Consider the following 23,528-nt stretch of genomic DNA (forward strand, 5'->3'; position numbering starts at 1 on the left):
AAAACCTCTCAGTCTCATGCATGGTTTTGTCTTTGACAGAGCCCATGCAAAACCGCCCAATGGCGGTTATTCTTCCACCCGACTGTTACGTGTGCATTGGGGGGAAGGGCCAGCATGGATAAAGTCATGGTTATCACCGGTGGCGGGCGCGGAATCGGCGCCGCTACGGCGTTATTGGCTGCCGAACAGGGCTATCGGATCTGCATCAACTATCAGTCGGATGAACAGGCCGCGCAAAGCGTGCTGGAGCAAGTGCGGGCGCTGGGGGCGCAAGCCATTGCGGTACGCGCCGATGTCAGCATCGAAGACGAAGTGATCGCGCTGTTTCAGCGGGTCGATACCGAACTCGGTCGGGTCACCGCGCTGGTGAACAACGCCGGCACTGTCGGGCACAAGTCGCGGGTCGATGAAATGTCCGAATTCCGCATTCTCAAAATAATGAAAACCAACGTCCTGGCGCCGATCCTCTGCGCCAAGCACGCGATCCTGCGCATGTCGCCCAAACACGGCGGGCAGGGCGGCAGCATCGTCAACGTCTCCTCGGTCGCCGCACGCCTGGGCTCGCCCAACGAGTACGTCGACTACGCGGCGTCCAAAGGTGCGCTCGACACCTTCACCATCGGTTTGTCCAAGGAAGTGGCGGGCGAGGGGATTCGGGTCAACGCGGTGCGTCCGGGCTATATCTATACCGATTTCCATGCACTGAGTGGCGATCCGGATCGGGTCAGCAAGCTTGAGTCGGCGATCCCGATGGCCCGGGGCGGACGCCCGGATGAGGTCGCGGAGGCGATTGTCTGGCTGCTTTCCGATAAGGCTTCGTATGCGACCGGGACGTTTGTTGATCTGGGTGGTGGGCGCTGATCGTTGGGATTTGTGTTGCCTGATCCGGCCTCTTCGCGAGCAAGCCCGCTCCCACAGTAGACCGCGTTTCTCCAGATGGAATGCGATCTACTGTGGGAGCGGGCTTGCTCGCGAAGGCGTCATGAGCGGCAACATCCAACTGTCAGAACGACCGCACAATCCGCCCCAACGTCTCCATCGCCTTCTCCGAATCCTCGGTCCACGGGCTGCCGTAGTTCAGGCGAATACAATTCCTGAACCGCTGGGTCGGCGAGAAGATCGGCCCCGGCGCGATGCTGATGCCCTGCGCCAATGCCATCTGAAACAACTTCAACGAATCCATCTGCGGTGGCAGTTCCAGCCACAGAAAGTAGCCGCCGGCCGGCTGGCTGACGCGGGTCTGTGCCGGGAAATACCGAGCGATCGCTGCGAGCATCGCGCTTTGCTGTTCTTCCAGGGCATAGCGCAGTTTGCGCAGGTGACGGTCGTAGCCGCCGTGTTGCAGGTAGTCGGCGATGGCCGCTTGCGCCGGCATTGAGGCGCAGAGCGAGGTCATCAGTTTCAGTCGTTCGATTTTCTGTGCGTAGCGCCCGGCAGCGACCCAGCCGATGCGGTAGCCGGGGGCCAGGCTCTTGGCGAACGAACCGCAGTGCATCACCAGCCCTTCGGTGTCGAACGCCTTGGCCGGTTTCGGCGCTTGCTGACCGTAATAGAGTTCGGCGTAGACATCGTCCTCGATCAGCGGCACCTGATGCAGGCGCAGCAGCTCGACCAGTTCCTGTTTCTTCGCCTCGGGCATGGTCGCGCCCATCGGGTTCTGGAAACTGGTCATGCACCAGCAGGCCTTGACCGGGTGCCGTTCCAGGGTCTGGGCGAGCACGTTGAGGTCGATACCGTCGCGCGGGTGCACGGGGATTTCCACGGCTTTGAGTTTCAAGCGCTCCAGCACTTGCAGGCTGGCGTAGAACGCCGGAGCTTCGATGGCTACCAGATCGCCCGGCTCGGTGACCGCTTGCAGGCACAGGTTCAGCGCTTCGAGGGCGCCGTTGGTGATCAGCAGTTCTTCCATCGGCAGCATCAGCCCGCCGACCATGTAGCGCAGGGCGATCTGTCGGCGCAGTTGCGGGTTGCCCGGCGACATGTCGGTGACCACCATGCGCGGGTCCATCTCCCGCGCGGCACTGGCCAGCGAACGCGACAGACGCTGCAACGGGAACAGGGTCGGGCTGGGGAACGCGGAGCCGAAGGGCACGGTGCTCGGGTCCTTGATCGATTCCAGCACTGAGAACACCAGTTCGCTGACGTCGACTTCGGTGGAGTCGTTGACGTGGCTGCTGATCACCGGCTCCGAGAACGGACTCGGTGCGTGGGTGTTGACGAAGTAGCCGGAGCGCGGCCGCGCGCGAATCAGGCCGCGACGTTCCAGCAGGTAATAGGCCTGGAACACCGTGGACGGGCTGACCCCGTAAGTCTGGCTGGCGTAGCGCACCGACGGCACCCGTTGCCCGGGGCCGAGGACGCCGGAGCGGATCAGTTCAGCGATGTCGTCGGCGAATTTTTCGTAGCGTTTCATCGGTATCCCGCGATGGACTGAATTCGAATTGCTTGTTGTGGCGAGGGAGCTTGCTCCCGCTGGGCTGCGCAGCGGCCCCAAAAGCTTGTGAGTGCTGCGCACTCAAGCGGGAGCAAGCTCCCTCGCCACAGGTATCACAGTGTCAAAAGAGAGCTGCATCTTAAAGGCTCAACGATTCATCGGCGCCACAAACCTGCTTTTCGCCACGCTATAAATCTGCGGCTCGTCGCTGTCGGCGATCTTGAAGCTCAAGGTCTGCGAGCTGCTGGCCGGACGCTCGGTGGTCATCGCTACCGACACTGGCACGTCGACAATCTCCCCCGGCGCCAGACTCAGTTCGGTCTTGCCCTGCAACTGGAAGCCGTCGCCGTCCACCAGGCTCAGGTGGTAGTCCTGGCGCTGCTGGGTCTTGTTGATCACCTTAAGGGTGTAGATGTTCTCGATCTGGCCCTGACCGTTTTCGCGGAACAGCCCGCGATCCTTGGTCACGTCCAGCGAGACCATTGGCCGCTCGACCAACGCCAGCGCCAGGGCGCCGATCATCACCAGCAGCAGCGCGACATAACCGATCAGCCGTGGTCGCAGCAGATGGGTCTTGCCACCCTGCAATTCGCGCTCGGAACTGTAGCGGATCAGGCCGCGCGGATAATTCATTTTGTCCATGATCGAATCACAGGCGTCGATGCACGCCGCGCAGCCGATGCACTCCATCTGCAGGCCGTCGCGGATGTCGATGCCGGTCGGGCATACCTGCACGCACAACTGGCAATCGATGCAATCACCCAGTCCTGCTTCGGCGGGCTTCACATCACGTTTACGCGGGCCACGGTTTTCGCCACGGGCCACGTCGTAGGAAATCGCCAGGGTGTCCTTGTCGAACATCACGCTCTGGAACCGCGCATACGGGCACATGTGCATGCACACCGCTTCGCGCAGCCATCCGGCGTTGATGTAAGTGGCGGCGGTGAAAAACAACACCCAGAACAGACTGACCCCGCCGATCTGCAGGGTGAACAGCTCTTCGGCCAGCGGGCGGATCGGGGTGAAGTAGCCGACGAAGGTCAGCCCGGTCATCACGCTGATCGCCAGCCACAGGGTGTGCTTGGCCGCGCGCCGCGCCAGTTTGTTCAGGCCCCAGGGCGCCGCTTGCAGTTTGATCCGCTGGTTGCGTTCGCCTTCGGTGACTTTCTCGCACCACATGAAGATCCACGTCCACGAACTCTGCGGGCAGGTGTAACCACACCAGACCCGGCCGGCGAACACGGTGATGGCGAACAGGCCGAACGCGGCAATGATCAGCAGCGCCGAGAGCAGGATGAAATCCTGCGGCCAGAAGGTCGCGCCAAAGATGTGGAATTTGCTTTCGGCCAAGTCCCACAGCACCGCCTGGCGGCCACCCCAGTTCAGCCACACGGTGCCGAAGAACAGCAGAAACAGAAAGCCCGCGCCGCTGATGCGCAAGGTGCGGAACAGGCCGGTGAAACTGCGGGTGTGGATCTGCGTGTCGGTGGAGCCGGCCTTCGCCTTCATCGGGCGACCAGGCACATTTTTTATGGTGGGGCTTGCTTCTACGGTTCGGACGGGGATTTGTTCGCTCATGGTCATTCGCTCATCAGCCTCCATCAGGCGAGCGAACTATGAGCGCCGATCTGTTTGCATAACAGACTCAGCTATTTTAATAAAAAGCGTATCAGATGGCTCTGGGCACACATCCTGCGACAACTTGAAGCAGCCCGCAGGCGCAGGCGCAAACGCCTATCGCAGGCGTCTGCGCCGGATGTTGATCAGGGTCAGTCAAATCACCGAATCACTCTCGTCGGCCTTCAGGTGCTTGCGACCATCCTTCGCGCCGGCGACGGTCAAGGCGTCGGCTTCTGCTTCGGTGATGTAGATGCGCCGGTTTTCAACCTCTACAAAAGACATGGCCTTTTCACTATCGGTTTTGACTTCCAGCGTGTCGCAGATGCGAATTTCCTCGCCATTTTCGACGCTGAAAAAACACACTTTTGATTCGGGATTGGATTCATCGATTCGAACGGGCATGAGGCTGTCCTTTTTTCATGGGTACCTAAAAGGTTAGGGCGCGTGCTTTGCCAATCGTTCTGCGCAACTGATTAATGGTCGCTGCTGTCCATCCACTAACGACCAATAAGAAAGGACGGTGCAATGAACGCCTGGTGGCATGAAGTGTGGGAAACGCTGCAAGCGGAGTTCGCCGACATCGGCGATGCCTCGCAATTGACACGCATCACCGTGCGCCTGCTGATGGCGGCGGTGCTGGGTGGGATTCTCGGTTTCGAACGTGAGCACAAGGGCAAGGCCGCCGGGGTGCGCACGCACATGCTGGTGGCGTTGGGGGCGGCGCTGTTTGTGCTGGTGCCGCAGACTTCAGGGGCTGAATCCGATGCGATGAGCCGGGTGTTGCAGGGGGTGATCGCCGGGATCGGCTTTCTCGGTGCCGGGACGATTCTGAAGAATCAGGCAGGCGATGAGGGGCATGTCAAAGGACTGACCACGGCTGCCGGGTTGTGGATGACGGCGGCGATCGGCGTGGCGACCGGGTTGGGCAGGGAAGCCACTGCGCTGCTCAGCACCTTGCTGGCGCTGGGGATCTTCAGTGTGATGCCGCGGGTGGTCAGGTTGTTCGAGAAGGAAGGGGAGAAAAAACCACACCTGTAACAACCTTGGATTAACTCCTGTAGGAGCTGCCGAAGGCTGCGATCTTTTGATTTTGCTCTTAAAAACAAGATCAAAAGATCGCAGCCTGCGGCAGCTCTTACAGGATGGGGGGCACATGCTCAGACGATTACGGGCGGCATCGTCGTCGGTGGTTCTTCCTTCGGCGGTGGCGTGGTGCCTGGGGGTTCCTGCTCGGGGATCGGTTGCGGCTCGGTCTCGGGCAGGGTGGGTTTGTCGATGTTCGGATCGGGCGTTTCGGCCGGGATCGGGATGTTCATCTGTAGACCTCCGTGTGGCACATGGCGTGAGAAGTGCTTAAGTGGATTGACCACCGTGTGATGAATTCGATCCGCTTTTCTGTCCAGACAAATCCCTGTGAACTTTTCCCCGCGCCGGTCGCTCGGAACCTAAGTGAGTTCAAGTCGGGGCCGGTGCCTCATTGTGAACACTGTTCCGGCACAAGAGCGTCCTTGGGGCGTTAAGGAGAGATGCTCGATGTCTGCTGAAAAACCTTCAGAGCAGAGCTACAACCCGCACATGCCGCTGTCGCAGGCATTGCTGCTGCCGCGCATCGTGATCGAAAACACCATGCCGACCCTCGATGGCGGGCAGTTTGCCGTCAAGTCGATCGTCGAGCGTGACGTGATCGTCACCAGCAAGGTCTTTGCCGACGGCCACGACAAGCTGGCCGTGCGCATCCGCTGGCGTGCCGAGGGCGAGGAGAGTTGGCACAGCGAGGTGATGAACGAGCTGGGCAATAACAGTTGGCAGGGGCAGTTTCGTCCCGAACGCCAGGGGCGCTACCTGTATTGCATCGAAGCGTGGATCGACCATTTCGCCAGTTTCCAGTACGAACTGGAGAAAAAGCACAACGCCGCCGTCCCGGTGTCACTCGAACTGCAGGAAGGCCGCAGCATGGTGCAGCAGGCTGCCGAACGCAGCGAAGGTCAGCTCAGCGAGGAACTCGCTGCCTTGCATCATGAATTGTCCGGCCTGCTCGAAACCGAGCAGGTGGCGCTGTTTCTGCACTCGCGCAGTGCGCAATTGATGGCGCAGGCCGATCACCGCGCCTATCTGAGCCTGAGCGCCGAATTCCCGGTGGATGTCGAACGGGAGCTGGCCGAATTCGCCAGTTGGTACGAGCTGTTTCCGCGCTCGATCACCGACGATCCCAAGCGTCACGGCACTTTCAACGATGTGCACTCGCGGCTGCCGATGATTCAGGACATGGGGTTCGACGTGCTGTACTTCACGCCGATCCACCCGATCGGCCGTGCCCACCGCAAGGGCCGCAACAATTCTCTGACCGCAGGTCCCGATGATCCGGGCAGTCCCTACGCGATCGGCAGCGAGGAGGGTGGTCATGAGGCGATTCACTCGCAGCTCGGCACCCGCGAAGACTTCCGCCGGTTGGTCGCCGCTGCCGCTGAGCATGGCCTGGAAATCGCCCTCGATTTCGCCATTCAGTGTTCGCAGGATCACCCGTGGCTCAAGCAGCATCCGGGCTGGTTCAACTGGCGCCCGGACGGCACGATCAAATACGCAGAAAACCCGCCAAAGAAATACCAGGACATCGTCAACGTCGACTTCTATGCGCCGGATGCGATCCCCAGCCTCTGGGTGGAACTGCGCGATATCGTCGTCGGCTGGGTCAACGAAGGTGTGAAAATCTTCCGCGTCGACAATCCGCACACCAAGCCGCTGCCGTTCTGGCAATGGCTGATCGCCGATGTGCGGGCGCTGCACCCGGAAGTGATCTTCCTCGCCGAGGCGTTCACCACGCCGGCGATGATGGCGCGTCTGGGCAAGGTCGGTTACAGCCAGAGCTACACCTATTTCACCTGGCGTAACACCAAGTCGGAGCTGGCGACCTATTTCACCGAACTCAACGAGTCGCCGTGGCGTGAATGCTACCGGCCGAACTTCTTCGTCAACACGCCGGACATCAACCCGGCGTTCCTGCATGAGTCGGGGCGTCCGGGCTTTCTCATCCGGGCGGCGCTGGCGACCATGGGGTCGGGCCTGTGGGGCATGTATTCCGGTTATGAGCTGTGTGAGGCGGCACCGGTGCCGGGCAAGGAGGAGTATCTCGATTCGGAGAAGTACGAGATCCGCGTCCGCGACTTCAATGCGCCGGGCAACATCATTGCCGAAATCGCCCAGCTCAACCGCATCCGCCGGCAGAACCCGGCGTTGCACACGCACCTGGGGCTGAAGGTTTACAACGCGTGGAACGACAACATTCTGTACTTCGGCAAGCGCAGCTTTGACGGCAGCAATTTCATTCTGGTGGCGGTGAGCCTCGATCCGCACAACGTGCAGGAAGCCAATTTCGAACTGCCGCTGTGGGAGATGGGCCTGCCCGACGACGCGACCACCCACGGTGAGGATTTGATGAACGGGCATCGCTGGGACTGGCATGGCAAGTACCAGTTCATGCGCATCGACCCGGCGTACCAGCCGTTCGGGATCTGGCGGATTACTGCCGCGTAAGGTCGTGCACAGAACCTTGTGGCGAGGGAGCTTGCTCCCGCTCGGCTGCGCAGCAGTCGTAACCCAAGTGAACGCGGTGCATCAGAACAAATTCAACGGGGCTGCTTCGCAACCCAGCGGGAGCAAGCTCCCTCGCCACAGGTATTAGCCGTGTGGCTTTCCGGAATTGAACAGGAGTTTCACATGGCGAAGAAACCCAAGGCAGCCACCTTTATCAAAGACCCGCTCTGGTACAAGGATGCGGTGATCTATCAAGTTCACGTCAAATCGTTTTTCGACTCCAACAATGACGGGATCGGCGACTTTCCCGGCCTGATCGCCAAACTCGACTACATCGCCGAACTCGGCGTCAACACCATCTGGCTACTGCCATTCTATCCGTCGCCACGTCGCGATGACGGTTACGACATTGCCGAATACCGCGGCGTACACAGCGACTACGGGACCATGGCCGACGCCAAGCGCTTTATCGCCGAGGCGCACAAGCGGGGTTTGCGGGTGATCACCGAGTTGGTCATCAACCACACCTCGGATCAGCACCCGTGGTTCCAGCGGGCGCGCAAGGCCAAGCCCGGTTCGGCGGCGCGCGACTTTTATGTGTGGTCGGATGACGACCAGAAATATGACGGCACGCGGATCATCTTCCTCGACACCGAAAAGTCCAACTGGACCTGGGACCCGGTCGCCGGCCAGTACTTCTGGCACCGTTTCTATTCGCACCAGCCCGACCTCAACTTCGACAATCCGCAAGTGATGAAAGCGGTGCTGTCGGTGATGCGTTACTGGCTGGACATGGGCATCGACGGCCTGCGTCTCGACGCGATTCCGTACCTGATCGAACGCGACGGCACCAACAACGAAAACCTGCCCGAGACCCACGACGTCCTCAAGCAGATTCGTGCCGAGATCGATGCGAATTACCCCGACCGCATGCTGCTGGCCGAGGCCAACCAATGGCCGGAAGACACCCAGCTGTACTTCGGTGACACCGATGCCGAGGGCGTCAACGGCGACGAATGCCACATGGCGTTTCACTTCCCGCTGATGCCGCGTATGTACATGGCGCTGGCCCAGGAAGATCGCTTCCCGATCACCGACATTCTGCGTCAGACCCCCGAGATTCCGGCCAACTGCCAGTGGGCAATCTTCCTGCGTAACCACGATGAGCTGACGCTGGAGATGGTCACCGACAAAGAGCGCGACTACCTGTGGAACTACTACGCCGCTGACCGCCGCGCGCGGATCAACCTCGGCATTCGTCGGCGTCTGGCACCGTTGATGGAGCGAGACCGCCGCCGCGTCGAGTTGCTCAACAGCCTGCTGCTGTCGATGCCCGGCACGCCGACGTTGTATTACGGCGATGAAATCGGCATGGGCGACAACATCTACCTCGGCGACCGCGACGGCGTGCGTACGCCGATGCAATGGTCGATTGACCGCAATGGCGGTTTCTCCCGCGCCGATCCGGCCAGTCTGGTGCTGCCGCCGATCATGGACCCGCAATACGGTTATCTGTCGGTCAACGTCGAAACCCAGGCCGGCGATCCGCATTCGCTGCTCAACTGGACGCGACGCATGCTCGCCGTGCGCAAGCAATCCAAGGCATTCGGCCGTGGCACGCTGAAGATGCTCTCGCCGAGCAACCGACGGATTCTGGCCTACACCCGTGAGTTCACTGACGTCGACGGCAAGCACGAAATCATTCTTTGCGTGGCCAACGTCTCGCGCAGCGCGCAAGCGGCGGAACTCGATCTGTCGGCGTACGTCGGCATGGTTCCGGTGGAGATGCTCGGCGGTAACGCGTTCCCGCCGATCGGCCAGTTGAATTTCCTCCTGACCCTGGCGCCGTACGGTTTCTACTGGTTCGCCCTGGCTGCGGAAAACCAGATGCCGAGCTGGCACGTGGAGCCGGCGCAGAGCCTGCCGGACTTCACCACCCTGGTGCTGAAAAAACGCATGGAAGAGCTGCTCGAAGCGCCGACCCGCAATACCCTGGAGCAGAGCATCCTGCCGAGCTGGTTGCAGAACCGCCGCTGGTTCGCCGGCAAGGACGCAGCCATCGAACAGGTCAATCTGGCCTACGGCGTGCGCTTCGGCGATGCGCAGCATCCGGTGCTGCTCAGCGAGATCGAAGTCACCAGCGCCGGGCAAACCAGCCGCTACCAACTGCCGTTCGGCTTCATCGCCGAAGATCAGGTCGGGCCGGCGTTGCCGCAGCAACTGGCGTTGTCCCGTGTTCGTCGCGGGCGTCAGGTCGGTCTGATCACTGATGCGTTCAGCCTCGAAACGTTTGTGCACGCGGTGCTGCAAGGCATGCAGAGCAACACCGTGCTCAATTCCGAACAGGGCGAGATTCGTTTCGCGCCGACCGCGCAACTGGAAAAACTCGGCCTCGGCGCCGAATCCGAGGTGCGTTATCTGTCGGCCGAGCAATCGAACAGTTCGGTGGTGATCGGCAACAGTCTGGTGCTGAAGCTGATCCGCAAGGTCGCTTCGGGTGTTCACCCGGAACTGGAAATGAGCGCGTACCTGACCGAGGCCGGTTTCGCCAACATCTCGCCGCTGCTCGGCTCGGTGATCCGCCGCGACGCCGCTGGCGAAGACAATCTACTGATGATCGCCCAAGGCTATCTGAGCAATCAGGGCGATGCCTGGGAATGGACGCAGAACAACCTCGAGCGAGCGTTGCGTGATGAACTGGCGGACGCGATGTCCGAGCAGGAACAGCATTACAACGCCCTCGGCGAGCTGAAGGACTTTGCCGGCATGCTCGGCCAGCGTTTGGGCGAAATGCACCAAGTGCTGGCGGCGCCAAGCGACAACGCCGACTTCGCCCCGCAAACCACCAGCGCCAAGGACGCCCAAGCCACTGGCAAGGACGTTGCGGCGCAGGTCGAGCATGCGTTGAAGCTGCTCAAGCAGCATCAGAGTCATCTGAGCGCGGCGGATCAGAAAATGGTCGCGCGGCTGCTCGACAACAAAAAAGTCATCCTCGGCCATGTGCAGGAACTCGCGCAGAAAGCCGTGGGCGGCTTGCGGATTCGCGTCCACGGCGACCTGCACCTGGGTCAGGTGCTGGTGATCAAGGGCGATGCCTATCTGATCGATTTCGAGGGTGAACCGGCGCGGTCGCTGCACGAGCGGCGCGGCAAACACAGTCCGTACAAGGACGTCAGCGGCGTGCTGCGTTCCTTCGATTACGCGGCGGCGATGACGATCAACGTGCACAACGTCGATCACAGTCCAGAGTCGGAAGCGGCCCGGCATCGGGTTGCCGAGCGCTACCTGCGTGAGGCGCGCGAGGCATTTGTTCAGGCGTATCGCCAAGCGGCAGCTAGTCTTGATCATGCCTGGCAGGATCCTGCGGGTGCCGACGCTGCGCTTGCGCTGTTCGGCCTGGAGAAGGCGGCCTATGAAGTGGCCTATGAAGCCGAAAATCGCCCCACGTGGCTGCCCGTGCCGTTGCACGGTTTGTATGGGTTATTGACGGGGCTTAAACCCTTTTCCGATCTTGGTGGAGAGTAGTCATGAGTTTCTCGAACAAGGAACAGGGTCACGCTAAAGAAGCGTTATTGCCGGCGGCGCGGGACATCGACGCCCTGGTGCGCGCGGAACACCACGACCCGTTTTCCATTCTCGGCCCGCACGGTGATGGTGCCGGTGGGCAGTTCATCCGCGCTTATCTGCCGGGTGCGTTGAAAGTCGAAGTGCTGGACAAGGACAGCGGTGAAGAACGCGGCGAACTGCAAGCCACCGAAACGCCGGGATTGTTTGTCGGTCACTTCGATCAGGCGCGGCCGTATCTGCTGCGTACTCGTTGGGCCGGCGGCGAACAGGTCGCAGAAGATCCCTACAGCTTTGGCCAGTTGCTCGGCGAAATGGATTTGTATCTGTTCGCCGAAGGCAATCACCGCGACCTCAGCAGTTGCCTCGGCGCGCAACTGACCACGGTCGATGGCGTCGACGGTGTGCGTTTTGCCGTGTGGGCGCCGAATGCTCGCCGAGTGTCGGTGGTCGGCGATTTCAACGTGTGGGACGGTCGCCGGCATCCGATGCGCCTGCGCCATCCGTCCGGGGTCTGGGAGTTGTTCATTCCGCGCCTGCAAGCAGGGGAGTTGTACAAATACGAAATCCTCGGCGCCCACGGCATCCTGCCGCTGAAGGCCGACCCGATGGCCCTGGCCACCAGCCTGCCGCCGGACACCGCGTCGAAAGTCGCCGCACCGCTGCAGATCAACTGGCAGGATCATGACTGGATGAACGGCCGTCGCGAACGGCAGAAGCATTCAGCGCCGCTGTCGATCTACGAATTGCATGCCGGCTCGTGGCAGTGCGAACTGGACGATCTGGGCGAAGTCGCTCGCCAGTACACTTGGCCGGAACTGGCCGAGCGCTTGATTCCTTACGTCAAGGAGCTGGGTTTCACCCACATCGAACTGATGCCGATCATGGAGCACCCGTTTGGTGGTTCGTGGGGTTATCAGTTGCTCTCGCAATTCGCCCCGAGCGCCCGATACGGCACGCCGGAGCAATTCGGTGAGTTCGTCGATGCCTGCCACCGTGCCGACATCGGCGTGATCCTTGACTGGGTGCCAGCGCATTTCCCCACTGATACTCACGGTCTGGCGCAGTTCGACGGCACGGCGTTGTACGAATACGGCAACCCGCTGGAAGGCTTTCATCAGGACTGGGACACGCTGATTTACAACCTTGGGCGCACTGAAGTTCACGGCTACATGCTGGCGTCGGCGTTGCACTGGTTGAAGCATTTCCACATCGATGGCCTGCGCGTCGATGCGGTGGCCTCGATGCTGTATCGCGACTATTCGCGCAAGGCCGGCGAATGGGTACCGAACCGTCACGGCGGGCGCGAGAACCTCGAGGCGATTGATTTCCTCCGCCACTTGAATGACGTGGTCGAACTGGAAGCACCGGGCGCACTGGTGATCGCCGAGGAGTCCACCGCATGGCCGGGCGTCAGCCAGAGCACCCAGCAGGGTGGTCTCGGTTTCGCCTACAAATGGAACATGGGCTGGATGCACGACTCGCTGCACTACATCCAGCAGGATCCGGTGTACCGTGCGCATCACCACAACGAATTGAGTTTCGGTCTGGTGTACGCCTGGTCCGAGCGCTTCATCCTGCCGATCTCCCACGACGAAGTGGTGCACGGCAAGCACTCGCTGATCGACAAGATGCCCGGCGACCGCTGGCAGAAATTCGCCAACCTGCGCGCCTATCTGAGTTTCATGTGGACCCATCCGGGCAAGAAGCTGTTGTTCATGGGCTGCGAATTCGGCCAGTGGCGCGAGTGGAATCACGATCAGCAATTGGACTGGTACCTGCTGCAATACTCGGAACACAAAGGCGTGCAGAAACTGGTCGGTGACCTCAACCGTTTGTACCGCGAGGAACCGGCGCTGCACGATCAGGACGATGCGCCGCAGGGTTTCCAGTGGCTGATTGGCGATGATGCGATCAACAGCGTGTACGCGTGGCTGCGCTGGAGCAAGGACGGCAAACCGGTGCTGGTGGTGGCCAACTTCACTCCGGTGCCGCGGCAGTCGTACCGGGTCGGCGTGCCGTTCGCCGGGCGCTGGAACGAGCTGCTCAACAGCGATGCCGACACCTACGCCGGGTCCAATTATGGCAATGGCGGCGGGGCGTTTACCGAAGAGGTGCCGAGCCATGGCCAGTCGCTGTCGCTGGAGCTGAATCTGCCGCCGCTGGCGGTGTTGATTCTCAAACCGGAGGGTTGATCCGCGACCGCGTCCCTGCCATCGCGAGCAGGCTCACTCCTACATTTGGAATGCGTCTCCCTGTAGGAGTGAGCCTGCTCGCGATGGCGTCAGCTTAGAGGCCATCGCCCCTCAAGCCGAAATCACCAACGCATCCGCACCCCCAAGCTGCCAATCAACCCGTTCAAGTCATTGTCATCCACATCACTGCTGTAATCGGCGCTGACATACAGGCTGACCGCCGGCGTCACCCGCGCCACCAAACCCAGCCCTAATTCGACCGTCGATGATTTGCGGCTGCTGCTGATCTTGTCGACCTGATCGAGAGTCACCGTGTTGCCGGTGTAGACCGTGTGCCAGAGGTTGGTGCGCACGTAGGGTTCCACGGGCAGACCGTTCACATCGTAGCTACCTTTGAGGCGGGCGCCGACGCGGCCGCTCCACGCCGACAGATCCGATGACGACGCATTGCCGGAGCCCGCGTACGGCGTGTCGAGGGTGATGCGCTGATTGATCAGTTGCGCCTGGGGTTCAACCACCCAGTTGCCGCCCAGGCCGATCGGATATCCACCTTCGACCGAGAAGGTCATCGCACTGCCTTCGGTGGCTTGGCGCGCGCCTTGTTCGTTACGACTGAAACCGCTGACCCGGCCACCGCTGGCCGACAGGTCGACATGCCAGCCTTGCGCGCCCGTCAGGCGGTAATAAGCGCCGAGGCTCTGGCCTTGCAGGTTCAGAGTGTCGGCGGCCGGGTCGGCGAGGGCGCGGCTGTTGATCGGGCCACCGCTGTTGGCCTGGATCTGGTTGTATCCGCCAATCAGACCGAGGGTCTGAGTGTGGCCGCCGGCGCTTTGCACGGTGATTAATGGCGGGCCTTTGAAGTCGCCGTGGCCGGGCGTGGCAAAACCTGGCGACAGCACGTCGGTTTGCGCTCGCCGGGCGCTTTGCCCGTACAGCTGGTCCCAGGCCAGCGGCGCCAGATCCTCGGTGATCAGATCGGTGCCGCGCAGGTCGGGACGGGGACTCAGGCGTTGGGGCCCGGGGGTAATAACGGTCGCCGGCAGGGTCAGGACGGGCACGTCCTGGCGATACCAGGGGGTGGTTTCATCCGCTGCAGGACCGGCCTGCGCCTCCATGGATGAGCACAGCAGAATCGAACTCGACACTGTGCAAAACGTCACTTTGATTTCTTGCGGGGTGAATGAGCTTTTCATGGAGGTCTACCTTGCAAGCGCATGCGGGCTCTCTTTTCTGGCGTCTCTCCTACCCCGAACGAGGGGCGACCGAATGGGGCGGGGCGAACCGCGGCGCTCGATTTCGCGAGTGCCGGAAGGGTCGCCCCGGTTAGTGATTCCGGGGGTAGTAAGGTAGAGATAAGAAGAGTGATGCCCATGCGTCAAGAAACTGAACGATGAGCGGTACAGCTAAATCAGACGCTGCAAGTGTTTGTTTTTCTGAACATATCTAAGTCGTTGTCTGTGCTCACAAATGCACTTCGACCGCCAGCGGCAAATGGTCCGACAAGTGCGTCCACGGCTTGTTGCCGAGGATCTGCGGGTCGTGACTGCTGGCATTGCGCAGGTAAATGCGGTCCAGGCGCAGCAGTGGAAAACGCGCGGGGTAGGTCTTGGCCGGACGGCCGTGGTGGCGTTCGAAGGCTTCGTGCAGATAATCGCGGCGGGCGAGGGCGGCATTGCCCTGCAGCTGCCAGTCATTGAAGTCGCCGGCAATGATCACCGGTGCATCGTCGGGCAATGATTCGAGCAACTGGCAAAGCAGTTGCAACTGCAATTGGCGGTGGCTTTCCAGCAGACTCAAATGCACGCAGATCGCATGCACTTCGGCGTGGCCCGGCACGTCCAGCACGCAGTGCAGCAGGCCGCGGCGCTCGGGGCCGGTGATCGACACGTCGAGGTTGCGGTATTCGCGGATCGGGTATTTCGACAGCAGGGCATTGCCATGATGACCATCTGGGTACACCGCGTTGCGCCCGTAGGCGAAATCGCTCCACATGCTGTCGGCAAGAAATTCGTATTGCGAGGTTTGCGGCCATTCGTGGTAGCGATTGGAATGTCGCTCGTGTTCGCCCACCACCTCCTGCAGAAACACCAGATCAGCCGAGGTGCTGCGCACCGCTTCGCGCAGTTCCGGCAGGATGAAGCGCCGGTTGAGGGCGGTAAAACCCTTGTGAGTGTTGACCGTCAGCACGCGCAGGCGATGGATGACGGGTGCGTCGACGATGAGACGCTCGGGATCGCTGGACACGTTCACTCCTCTGAAAAAACGGCTTCCTGTTCATGCGACTGGTCTGTGAGCGGGCAGTTCCTTCCAGATGCCCCAGGCCGTAATACAAATCACCAGAGCCACCACGAAACCTGAGGGAGCGAGCTTGCTCGCGAAAGCGGCCTCCCGATCGACCAATCTCTGACTGAATGCACTCGGTCAAACTGTGGGAGCTGGCTTGCCAGCGATGACGGCTCACAAGCCGACCAACCTCCCAACTGAATGCACTCGTTCCAACTGTGGGAGCGAGCCTGCTCGCGAAAGCGGCCTGCCAGGCACCATCAAAACTACAGGAGCAATCCCGGTTCTCCACACACACAATAAACGCACCCCTGCAATCACGTTTAAAGTACACGAACCGTTACGCCATAACGGCTACAACGCCTTGCGCCGTTACCTACGCGTACGCCAGAATCCGCCGGCTTACACGACCATACCCTGCGCTATATCGTTTTCCTGCCACTGCCCATCGGTGGTCGGGTTTAGTAGCCCGTATGGTTTTAGTAAGTGCATGAGTCCCATTGAGCCAGGCGTATCTATTGCCTGCACTTCGATGGTGGTTGTGCGCAGGGCGCTCTCGAGCGCGCCGGTCTTGCTAATTCCTCCGGTCTACTAACCTGTGCACAGCCGCCACCCTTCTTTTAGTAGAGAACGGTCGCGGCCCTCAATCAGGAATTAGATATTTATGTTCAAAGCCACACCCAACCCCCCAGACGTCGACCCGATCCCGTACGACCCGGCCCTCGACCCGCAGAAGATAAAAGCGGCAACCGATCGCGCCATCAACTTCTACCTCAACCCCGGCGCACTGAAGATCTCGATCCCTTCAACCTCGTCATGCAAGGCGAACAGAATCTTCCTCATCGACCCCACCGTGGACGAAGAAACCTTGCTCGTCGAAGCCTGCGAATCATTAGCCGCCGCCAGCGACATGGCCCGTGATATCGGCGACACCGTCGACCACTCGCAACGCCGGGCCATGCTGATGCTGCATCAGGTGATCATGCTCAGTGAACTGATGGTCAACCGGGTGCTGGACAGCCGCCGCGTCCCGAACTAACTGCCCGGTCCCCCTGTAGGAGCTGCCGAAGGCTGCGATCTTTTGATCTTGATCTTTAAAAGCAACATCAAAAGATCGCAGCCTTCGGCAGCTCCTACAGGTCATCATCCTTTCAAAGTGCCTCGATCGGAGTTCCAACTGATGCCCGAAACCCCACCCAATCCGCCGGTCACAGAATCGGTATCGTCCTACGAATCCCTCAACTCCAGAAAACTCCACGAAGCCGCCGAACGCGCCCTCGACCACTACCTCGCGCCCGCGAACATCATGGCAACGCCATACACCCCCAGCAGCATGTTCCTCGTCAATCCACAAATCGACACCGAATCCCTGCTAGCCAACGCCTGCGAATCCCTGGCCTCGGCCACGGTCATGCTCGGTGATTTCGCCGGCACGCTGGAGGGGCCGAGTCGCAACACGGTGTTGGGTATCGCGCAGGTGGTGATGTTGGGAGAGTTGGCGGTGAATCAGGCGCTGGATAATGTTGTGCCAAAGGAATAGGCGCTGACAGTTCTGGCCTCTTCGCGAGCAAGCCCGCTCCCACAGTGGATCTGCGCTGGTCACAGGTTAAGTGCCCGGCAAAGATCTCTTGTAGGTGTGAGTTTGCTCGGGATTGTCATTAAATAAATCCAACCCTTATCTATGGTAGTACGCCAGCCCACCCAGTTCTGGGGAGAATGGTATTGATGGGGTTTAGCAGGTAGTTGGGAAGGTATCGATTGGCCGCGTCTTCAAATTTGGCAAAGTCCAACGACAGCTTGAATTTTCCGGCATAACTTAACGTGTTGTTTCTTAAGGCAAGAGAGCCTGACACAAAGCCAAGCTGCATGTCGCTCAGGCTTTTCCAAAAAAACACCCTACGAAAACGTATCTCTCGTAGGGTATCGGGGGAAGTAGATTTGCCTAGCGCACTGAGCTTCAGGATAAAGCAAGTGCAATACTATTCAAAAATCAAATACAGTTCATCGACGCCCTCCAAAACAGTAAATACCTCGACAAGCACTACCACCCCCCTAAAAGCCCTTATCATTCATCGATATTTTTACATGAAGCAATTCCAGATCGGCAGCCTCTAAACCACTTTTAAACATAAAGCAAATTTATTTTGCGGTTGTGCATTAGGCCAGCAACTCAAAAACGCTCTGTACGCAGTGTCGCCTAGCACTTGCATAGTTCCAGGCTGGGGGAAACTAGTGGTGCACGGGGCGCACACGTGGTAACTACTTTGGGGAGCCATCGAGAACATCGCAAGAAAGAGGTCAACATCCACCGCGGAAGCATATCCAGGGGCAATTGGAGTTCCTCCTATGCTAGCAGCCCACTGTGTTGAATCGGGGCCAAGTATTGGTTGTGGCGACTGGATGAGTCGGATGACATTCGACGCATTAACGATGAAAGACTTTCTTTGAGGCGGGCTTGAAGAGTCCGTTACGGTGATTATCGCACTACCATTTCCTTCGCTTTCAACACTACCGCCTAGAACAGATGCAATTTGTGGTGCCGAGGAAGTGTATGTATATGGAGGTCTTCCTCCAGTTGCTATACGTTCGACTCTCGTATTGGGGGGGATGTAGCCCCCCCAACGATTCAATTGAGGTACCACGCCTTGCTGCGAAATATTTCTCCCATTTAATGTAACTGTTGAAGTATCCAAGATTAACTCCGAAATCACTACCACGACCCTCGGCGGATTCGACACCTGCCCACTGCCATACAGCGCGGTGGCGGTGAAGCTATGGGAGTCCACGCTAAGGCTGCGCACCGTGAACACCCAGTCACCACTCTGTGGATCGATGTCGGCAGTGCCTTTGACAGTATTGCCGTCCTTGATCTGGACTTTCTGACCTTTAGCCCCAGCCCCTCTAAGCGTGATCGAGGTGTCGACGGTCGTGCCACCTGGGAGAATTTCTGCTCCTTTGGAGTCTTCAGCGCGAAAGATGGTCGGGGGGGCGCTGGCCGTCACTGTCAACGTCCACTCCCCCGACTCCGTCCCGCTGCCATACAACGCCTTGGCCTTGAACACATGCTCCGTAGTTGTCAGCCCAGTCAGCTCAACCGTCCATATGCCATTCTCATTGGCCAGGGCCTTTTTGCCAGTGGAGCTGTTACCGTCGAAAATTTCCACCTCAAGATACTTGGTCGCCGTCCCCCTCAGACGAACAGTGGTGTCAACAGTGCTTCCATCATTGCTGATTGGCTGCCCTTTGGAATCCTCCGCACCGGTGATGGCCGGCACGACCCCATTCAACACGGTCAGGCGCCAGGGATTCGACGGCGGGTTATTTGCGTATTGACCAATGGCCTTGAAGGTATGCAACACATCCAGCGATAACCCGCTCACGGTACGGGTCCAGATAGAGTTGCTCTCTGCCTTGGCCTTGCCTTTGGAGACCGCACCGAGGAAAACTTCCACCTCCTCGCCGGCCGGCGCGGAGCCCTCGAGCGCGATACTGGTGTGCACGGTATAGCCGTTATCGGGGATGTTCCATTTGCTTTCGTCTTGCACTGAGGTGATCGTGGGTGCAGCAGCTGCCACCACGTTTACCGCCCACTCTCCCGACTCCGTCCCGCTGCCATACAATGCCTTGGCTTTGAACACATGCTTCGTACGTGTCAGCCCGGTCAGTTCAACCGTCCATATGCCATTCCCATCGGCCTCGACCCTTTTGCTAGTGGAGCTGTTACCGTCGAAAATTTCCACCTCAAGATACTTGGTCGCCGTCCCCCTCAGACGAACAGTGGTGTCACTGGTGCTTCCATCATTGCTGATTGGCTGCCCTTTGGAATCTTCCGCACCGGTGATGGCCGGCTGGACCCCATTCAACACGGTCAGGCGCCAGGGATTCGACGGCGGGTTATTTGCGTATTGACCAATGGCCTTGAAGGTATGCAACACGTCCAGCGATAACCCGCTCACGGTACGGGTCCAGATAGAGTTGCTCTCTGCCTTGGCCTTGCCTTTGGAGACCGCACCGAGGAAAACTTCCACCTCCTGGCCGGCCGGCGCGGAGCCAGTGAGCGTGACGCTGGTGTGCACGGTGTAACCGTTTTCGCGGATGTTCCAGTTGCTCTCGTCTTTTACTGATGTGATGGCCGGTGTGTCGGCAGCCACCACGACCACGATCCGCGGAAGCGATACCTCCTCATTACCATACCGCGCAGTAGCGGTGAAACTATGGGTGTCGGCGCTCAGCCCCGTCACCGGGAACTCCCAGTCACCACTCTGTGGATCGACGTCGGCAATGCCTATCTCGATATTGCCATCCTTGATCAGGACTTTCTGACCTTTAGCCCCTTTCCCTTCAAGCTTGATCGAAGTGTCAACGGTCGTGGCGCCTGGGAGAATTTCTTCCCCTTTGGAGTTTTCCACCCGAGTGATAGTTGGCGCGGTAGGAGCGGTCACGACCACGACCCACGGTTCCGATATCTGCCCATTGCCGTACTGGGCAGTGGCGGTGAAACTATGGGAGACAAGGGCCAGCCCCGTCACCGGAAACTCCCAGTCACCACTCTGTGGATTGACGTCGGCTGTACCTTTGACGGTGGTGCCATCCTTGATCAGGACTTTCTGACCTTTAGCCCCTTTGCCTTTAAGCGTGATCGAGGTGTCAACGGTCGTGGCGCCTGGGAGAATTTCTTCCCCTTTGGAGTTTTCCACCCGAGTGATAGTTGGTGCGGTAGGAGCGGTAACGACCACGACCCACGGTTCCGATATCTGCCCATTGCCGTACTGGGCAGTGGCGGTGAAACTATGGGAGACAAGGGCCAGCCCCGTCACCGGAAACTCCCAGTCACCACTCTGTGGATCGACGTCGGCTGTACCTTTGACGGTGGTGCCATCCTTGATCAGGACTTTCTGACCTTTAGCCCCTTTGCCTTTAAGCGTGATCGAGGTGTCAACGGTCGTGGCGCCTGGGAGAATTTCTTCCCCTTTGGAGTTTTCCACCCGAGTGATAGTTGGTGCGGTAGGAGCGGTAACGACCACGACCCATGGATCCGATACCTGCCCATTGCCGTACTGGGCAGTGGCGGTGAAACTATGGGAGACAAGGGCCAAGCCCGTCACCGGGAACTCCCAGTCACCACTCTGTGGATCGATGTCGGCTGTACCTTTGACGGTGGTGCCATCCTTGATCAGGACTTTCTGACCTTTAGCCCCTTTGCCTTTAAGCGTGATCGAGGTGTCAACGGTTGTGGCGCCTGGGAGAATCTCATTCCCTTTTGAGTCTTCTACACGGGTAATTTCTGGCCGCACATCCTCAAGCGCTTTGATCATGTAAGTGCGCACTGGGAAGGGCACCGCCTCGCTCTCATCCGTGCTCTTGCCGAACGCGGCCTTGAATTCCATGGTCAGCGGGCTGCCATCCTTGAGGTTTCTCAAGCCTGCAAAGGCGATGCTCCGCTCGTAATAACCTTGATTGATCCACGTATCATTGACCTGTGAGGTGGGTGCCGTATGGATCGGAAGGTTGTAGTCGCTGCCATCAGCGTTCGTCCCTTTCAGACGCAGCCAGACATATTGGCCTGTGGCAATCAACGGCCAGACGCCCATGCGATAGGTGGCATTGCTGGTCAGATTCCCTACGTTGAACTCCGGGCCTTCGCCGTCGTTGTCCGCGTCCTTGATGATCGGTTTGAGCAGTTCATTCTGCGGCATGCTCAACACAGTCAAATCAAAGACGAGGGACGGCAGCGGCTTGCCGTCGCGGATGACGACGTAGGACACCTTCACATCTTTGTTCAGGTTGAACGCGACCACGCTATTTGGAATCACAAACTCCCGGTTGCTGCCCAGCGGCCGAGGAACAGAGGTGTGCGAACCGCCGGCCGGCGTACCCTGTGCGCCAGTCCAGGTGGCGATGATTTCATCAGTTGGCAGCAACGCGCTGTTGTCCGGCACCACGATGGTCAAGGTGTCCCTGACCAGCAGCGGGTTGAGTGCGCTGTCGCCGTTGTTCTCCTTGATCGAGGGGGCGAGCAGTTCCAGCGCGACGCCCACGGTGAACACCAATGGGTTCGAAAGGCTGGTCTCATCTGTGGCATGGCGCCAGAGCTGGTAGCGGACGGTGATCTTGCTGCCGCGGTTCGGTTCGATGTGTTGGGCGACGAAGGCGGCGTCCAGGTTGATGATCCAGTCTTGTTGGGCGGTTACGGCATTGAATGTGCGGGACCCGGGTTCCTCGCCGGAGATGTCGCCCACCCACTTCCAGGTGGCCTCGTCGTTGGCTACCCATGGCTTCACCACAGGCCTGGGGATGGTCAGTTTACTGGTACCGCCGGGCAGTGTGGCCGGGTCGAGGAAACCGTTCTGCACCCCGAGGACAATCGGGGCGTCCAGCTCGAATTTCGGTTCACCCACATTGAGCAATTTCGTGTGCAGCGATTCCCGTCTGAGGATCTCGTCGCCCTCGGCTATCAGCAGGTCGTACCACCCCTTCAGGGTTCCGCCGTCAAGGAGCTTGAGGTTGTAGTCATCGACGGTGATGACGAAACCTTCGGGATTCTCGACTTCATCCTCCTCCGGAATGTGCCACTTCAACTCAGGCAGGAAGGTGCTGCCGTCCGGACTTTTACCCAACAGGAACAGCTCGATGCCCATGCCGTACTCGATGGCCGGATCGAACGGAATGCGGACGTTGATTTGAGTTTCGGTGGGATCGATGAACTCTCCCTCGGCTTCTTCGATGATCGGTGCGGCCAGGCGATGGGCTGCGCCGGTGACTTGTACAAACTGCCTTTTTGAGCGTAACGGGTCACTGCTGCCGCTGCGTTCCAGCCGATAGAAGAAACTGACCTGGGTATTGACCAGTTTGCGCACGGCCGCAATGGACAGCTTGAACTCGTAGTTATGCGGAATATTGTCGACGGTCTGGGGCAGGGCGGTGACTTCGACTTTTTCGCCCTCCAGGGTGGTGCCGAGCATGGTCAAGTGGATGATGTCATCCATCTCGAAGTCTGGCTGGGTGGCCGTGACATGCACCGTGATGTCGTTATCGCCCTGTTTATCGGCGTCGAGTTCATTATTGACAGCCTCCTGAACGATAGGCGCGTCCAGCAGGTCGATGCCGGTGGTGACGACGATGCGGGTTGCCTTGCACCAGTCTTCCGATTCATTGCCGACGATGTCGCGCACTTTGAAGGTGACCGCCAGACCGAAGAGGTCGGTGTCACCAGCCCGTTCAATAGTGGCTTTGGAGACCGTGATCAATATCGGGTTTGCCGCTGGATCGTTGATCTGCTCCAGGGTCACCGGTGTGGAATACTCAAAAAAGCCACCCCAACTGAGATGAATGACGTCGCCCTCCGCAATGTCGGGGTAAGGCAAGCCGCTGCCGGACTCGGACCTGATGACAATCGGCACCCCCGCTTCGGCAATGTCTTTGTCCACGCCGCCGTTGACGATTTCCGGGGGAATGTACATGTACAGGTTGGAGTGACCAGGGCCCGGGTCGATGTCCTGGCCAGCGGGGAGTTCCAGTTTGACGAAGAGGTTGAGGGGCTTGTCCGGACGCTCTTCTTTTTGATTGGGCTGTTTGATTTCGTAGGTGAGTTGGTAAGGACCTGTCTGCAGATGACGGGGGGCCACCCACAAGAGGGTCGGTTGCTTGAGCTCGGCCGCGTCAATGATGGGACGTCCGTCGACTTCACGGTCATTGAGCAGCAGCTTGACGGTGTCGCCGATAGCCTTGCTGGCCCAGACGGGGATCACGACCAGCAGTCCGAGGTCGGGAAAAGTGAACACCGCCGCCCGGTTGATCCCCCACTGACCGGAAGGCAGGAGGCGCCCGAGCACTATCGGGTCCAGCAATGAATGGGGGGCAGAGATTTTCATCTTGGGCTGAACGAGCATGGACGGAACTCC

Annotated in this window: 14 protein-coding genes; 7 read left to right on the top strand and 7 right to left on the bottom strand. The window is 59.5% G+C overall.

Going from position 1 to position 23,528, the window contains the following annotated elements:
- Window positions 1-114 precede the first annotated feature (114 nt).
- Entirely contained in the window at window positions 115-861 is a 747-nt protein-coding gene (locus tag AC1RBR_RS12555) for an SDR family oxidoreductase (RefSeq protein ID WP_095135563.1), read from the top strand.
- Between the two features lie 142 nt (window positions 862-1,003).
- On the opposite strand, the gene mapR is transcribed toward AC1RBR_RS12555, so the two are convergent.
- The 3 genes from mapR to AC1RBR_RS12570 all read right to left on the bottom strand — a co-directional run bounded on the left by mapR (window position 1,004) and on the right by AC1RBR_RS12570 (window position 4,456).
- Window positions 1,004-2,413: a GntR family transcriptional regulator MpaR gene (mapR, locus tag AC1RBR_RS12560; protein ID WP_095135565.1), complete on the bottom strand. Its 1,410-nt coding sequence runs from the start codon at window positions 2,411-2,413 to the stop codon at window positions 1,004-1,006.
- Between the two features lie 168 nt (window positions 2,414-2,581).
- On the bottom strand, window positions 2,582-4,012 hold the full coding sequence (ccoG, locus tag AC1RBR_RS12565) for a cytochrome c oxidase accessory protein CcoG (protein ID WP_492564684.1): 1,431 nt from the start codon (window positions 4,010-4,012) through the stop codon (window positions 2,582-2,584).
- Window positions 4,013-4,207: 195 nt separating this feature from the next.
- The gene (locus tag AC1RBR_RS12570) at window positions 4,208-4,456 is read right to left on the bottom strand and encodes a DUF3203 family protein (RefSeq protein ID WP_095135567.1); all 249 of its coding nucleotides are present in this window, start codon (window positions 4,454-4,456) and stop codon (window positions 4,208-4,210) included.
- 123 nt (window positions 4,457-4,579) lie between these two features.
- On the opposite strand from AC1RBR_RS12570, the gene AC1RBR_RS12575 reads away from it, so the two are divergent.
- Window positions 4,580-5,092 carry an MgtC/SapB family protein gene (locus AC1RBR_RS12575; protein WP_095135570.1) on the top strand — a complete coding sequence of 171 codons (513 nt, stop codon included), beginning with the start codon at window positions 4,580-4,582 and terminating at the stop codon, window positions 5,090-5,092.
- Between the two features lie 119 nt (window positions 5,093-5,211).
- Here AC1RBR_RS12575 and AC1RBR_RS12580 read toward each other — a convergent pair whose 3' ends face one another.
- Window positions 5,212-5,370: a hypothetical protein gene (locus tag AC1RBR_RS12580; RefSeq protein WP_003224520.1), complete on the bottom strand. Its 159-nt coding sequence runs from the start codon at window positions 5,368-5,370 to the stop codon at window positions 5,212-5,214.
- A 217-nt stretch (window positions 5,371-5,587) separates the two neighbouring features.
- Between AC1RBR_RS12580 and AC1RBR_RS12585 the strand changes: the two genes are divergently transcribed.
- From AC1RBR_RS12585 to glgB, 3 genes are all read left to right on the top strand, one after another.
- Window positions 5,588-7,585, top strand: a complete 1,998-nt coding sequence (locus tag AC1RBR_RS12585; protein ID WP_098963917.1) for an alpha-1,4-glucan--maltose-1-phosphate maltosyltransferase — start codon at window positions 5,588-5,590, stop codon at window positions 7,583-7,585.
- Window positions 7,586-7,768: 183 nt separating this feature from the next.
- The gene (gene treS, locus AC1RBR_RS12590) at window positions 7,769-11,110 is read left to right on the top strand and encodes a maltose alpha-D-glucosyltransferase (RefSeq protein WP_492564687.1); all 3,342 of its coding nucleotides are present in this window, start codon (window positions 7,769-7,771) and stop codon (window positions 11,108-11,110) included.
- A 2-nt stretch (window positions 11,111-11,112) separates the two neighbouring features.
- Complete coding sequence (glgB, locus tag AC1RBR_RS12595) at window positions 11,113-13,344, top strand: 1,4-alpha-glucan branching protein GlgB (RefSeq protein WP_492564689.1); 2,232 nt, start codon at window positions 11,113-11,115, stop codon at window positions 13,342-13,344.
- Between the two features lie 122 nt (window positions 13,345-13,466).
- Here the strand turns inward: glgB and AC1RBR_RS12600 are convergent, their stop codons facing one another.
- A complete protein-coding gene (locus tag AC1RBR_RS12600; RefSeq protein ID WP_492564691.1) occupies window positions 13,467-14,537 on the bottom strand; it encodes an autotransporter domain-containing protein in 1,071 nt (356 codons plus the stop codon).
- Between the two features lie 268 nt (window positions 14,538-14,805).
- A complete protein-coding gene (locus AC1RBR_RS12605) occupies window positions 14,806-15,588 on the bottom strand; it encodes an endonuclease/exonuclease/phosphatase family protein (protein ID WP_492564692.1) in 783 nt (260 codons plus the stop codon).
- A gap of 703 nt (window positions 15,589-16,291) precedes the next feature.
- Here AC1RBR_RS12605 and AC1RBR_RS12610 point away from each other — a divergent pair.
- Together AC1RBR_RS12610 and AC1RBR_RS12615 are read left to right on the top strand one after the other, a co-directional pair.
- Window positions 16,292-16,666 (top strand): DUF6124 family protein, encoded by a 375-nt coding sequence (locus AC1RBR_RS12610; RefSeq protein ID WP_492564694.1) that lies wholly within the window; start codon window positions 16,292-16,294, stop codon window positions 16,664-16,666.
- Between the two features lie 141 nt (window positions 16,667-16,807).
- Window positions 16,808-17,167, top strand: a complete 360-nt coding sequence (locus AC1RBR_RS12615; protein ID WP_492564695.1) for a DUF6124 family protein — start codon at window positions 16,808-16,810, stop codon at window positions 17,165-17,167.
- 571 nt (window positions 17,168-17,738) lie between these two features.
- Here the strand turns inward: AC1RBR_RS12615 and AC1RBR_RS12620 are convergent.
- A complete protein-coding gene (locus tag AC1RBR_RS12620) occupies window positions 17,739-23,516 on the bottom strand; it encodes an immunoglobulin-like domain-containing protein (protein WP_492564697.1) in 5,778 nt (1,925 codons plus the stop codon).
- Window positions 23,517-23,528 lie beyond the last annotated feature (12 nt).

It is taken from the genome of Pseudomonas sp. GW823-FHT01D03 (assembly GCF_058798255.1).

Excerpts from the sequence above, each read along its gene's own strand:
- AC1RBR_RS12570 (WP_095135567.1), bottom strand. The coding sequence starts at position 4,456 with ATGCCCGTTCGAATCGATGAATCCAATCCCGAATCAAAAGTGTGTTTT.
- AC1RBR_RS12615 (WP_492564695.1), top strand. The coding sequence starts at position 16,808 with ATGCCCGAAACCCCACCCAATCCGCCGGTCACAGAATCGGTATCGTCC.
- AC1RBR_RS12585 (WP_098963917.1), top strand. The coding sequence starts at position 5,588 with ATGTCTGCTGAAAAACCTTCAGAGCAGAGCTACAACCCGCACATGCCG.
- AC1RBR_RS12580 (WP_003224520.1), bottom strand. The coding sequence starts at position 5,370 with ATGAACATCCCGATCCCGGCCGAAACGCCCGATCCGAACATCGACAAA.
- AC1RBR_RS12620 (WP_492564697.1), bottom strand. The coding sequence starts at position 23,516 with ATGCTCGTTCAGCCCAAGATGAAAATCTCTGCCCCCCATTCATTGCTG.
- mapR (WP_095135565.1), bottom strand. The coding sequence starts at position 2,413 with ATGAAACGCTACGAAAAATTCGCCGACGACATCGCTGAACTGATCCGC.
- AC1RBR_RS12575 (WP_095135570.1), top strand. The coding sequence starts at position 4,580 with ATGAACGCCTGGTGGCATGAAGTGTGGGAAACGCTGCAAGCGGAGTTC.
- AC1RBR_RS12600 (WP_492564691.1), bottom strand. The coding sequence starts at position 14,537 with ATGAAAAGCTCATTCACCCCGCAAGAAATCAAAGTGACGTTTTGCACA.
- AC1RBR_RS12610 (WP_492564694.1), top strand. The coding sequence starts at position 16,292 with ATGTTCAAAGCCACACCCAACCCCCCAGACGTCGACCCGATCCCGTAC.
- treS (WP_492564687.1), top strand. The coding sequence starts at position 7,769 with ATGGCGAAGAAACCCAAGGCAGCCACCTTTATCAAAGACCCGCTCTGG.
- ccoG (WP_492564684.1), bottom strand. The coding sequence starts at position 4,012 with ATGAGCGAACAAATCCCCGTCCGAACCGTAGAAGCAAGCCCCACCATA.
- glgB (WP_492564689.1), top strand. The coding sequence starts at position 11,113 with ATGAGTTTCTCGAACAAGGAACAGGGTCACGCTAAAGAAGCGTTATTG.
- AC1RBR_RS12555 (WP_095135563.1), top strand. The coding sequence starts at position 115 with ATGGATAAAGTCATGGTTATCACCGGTGGCGGGCGCGGAATCGGCGCC.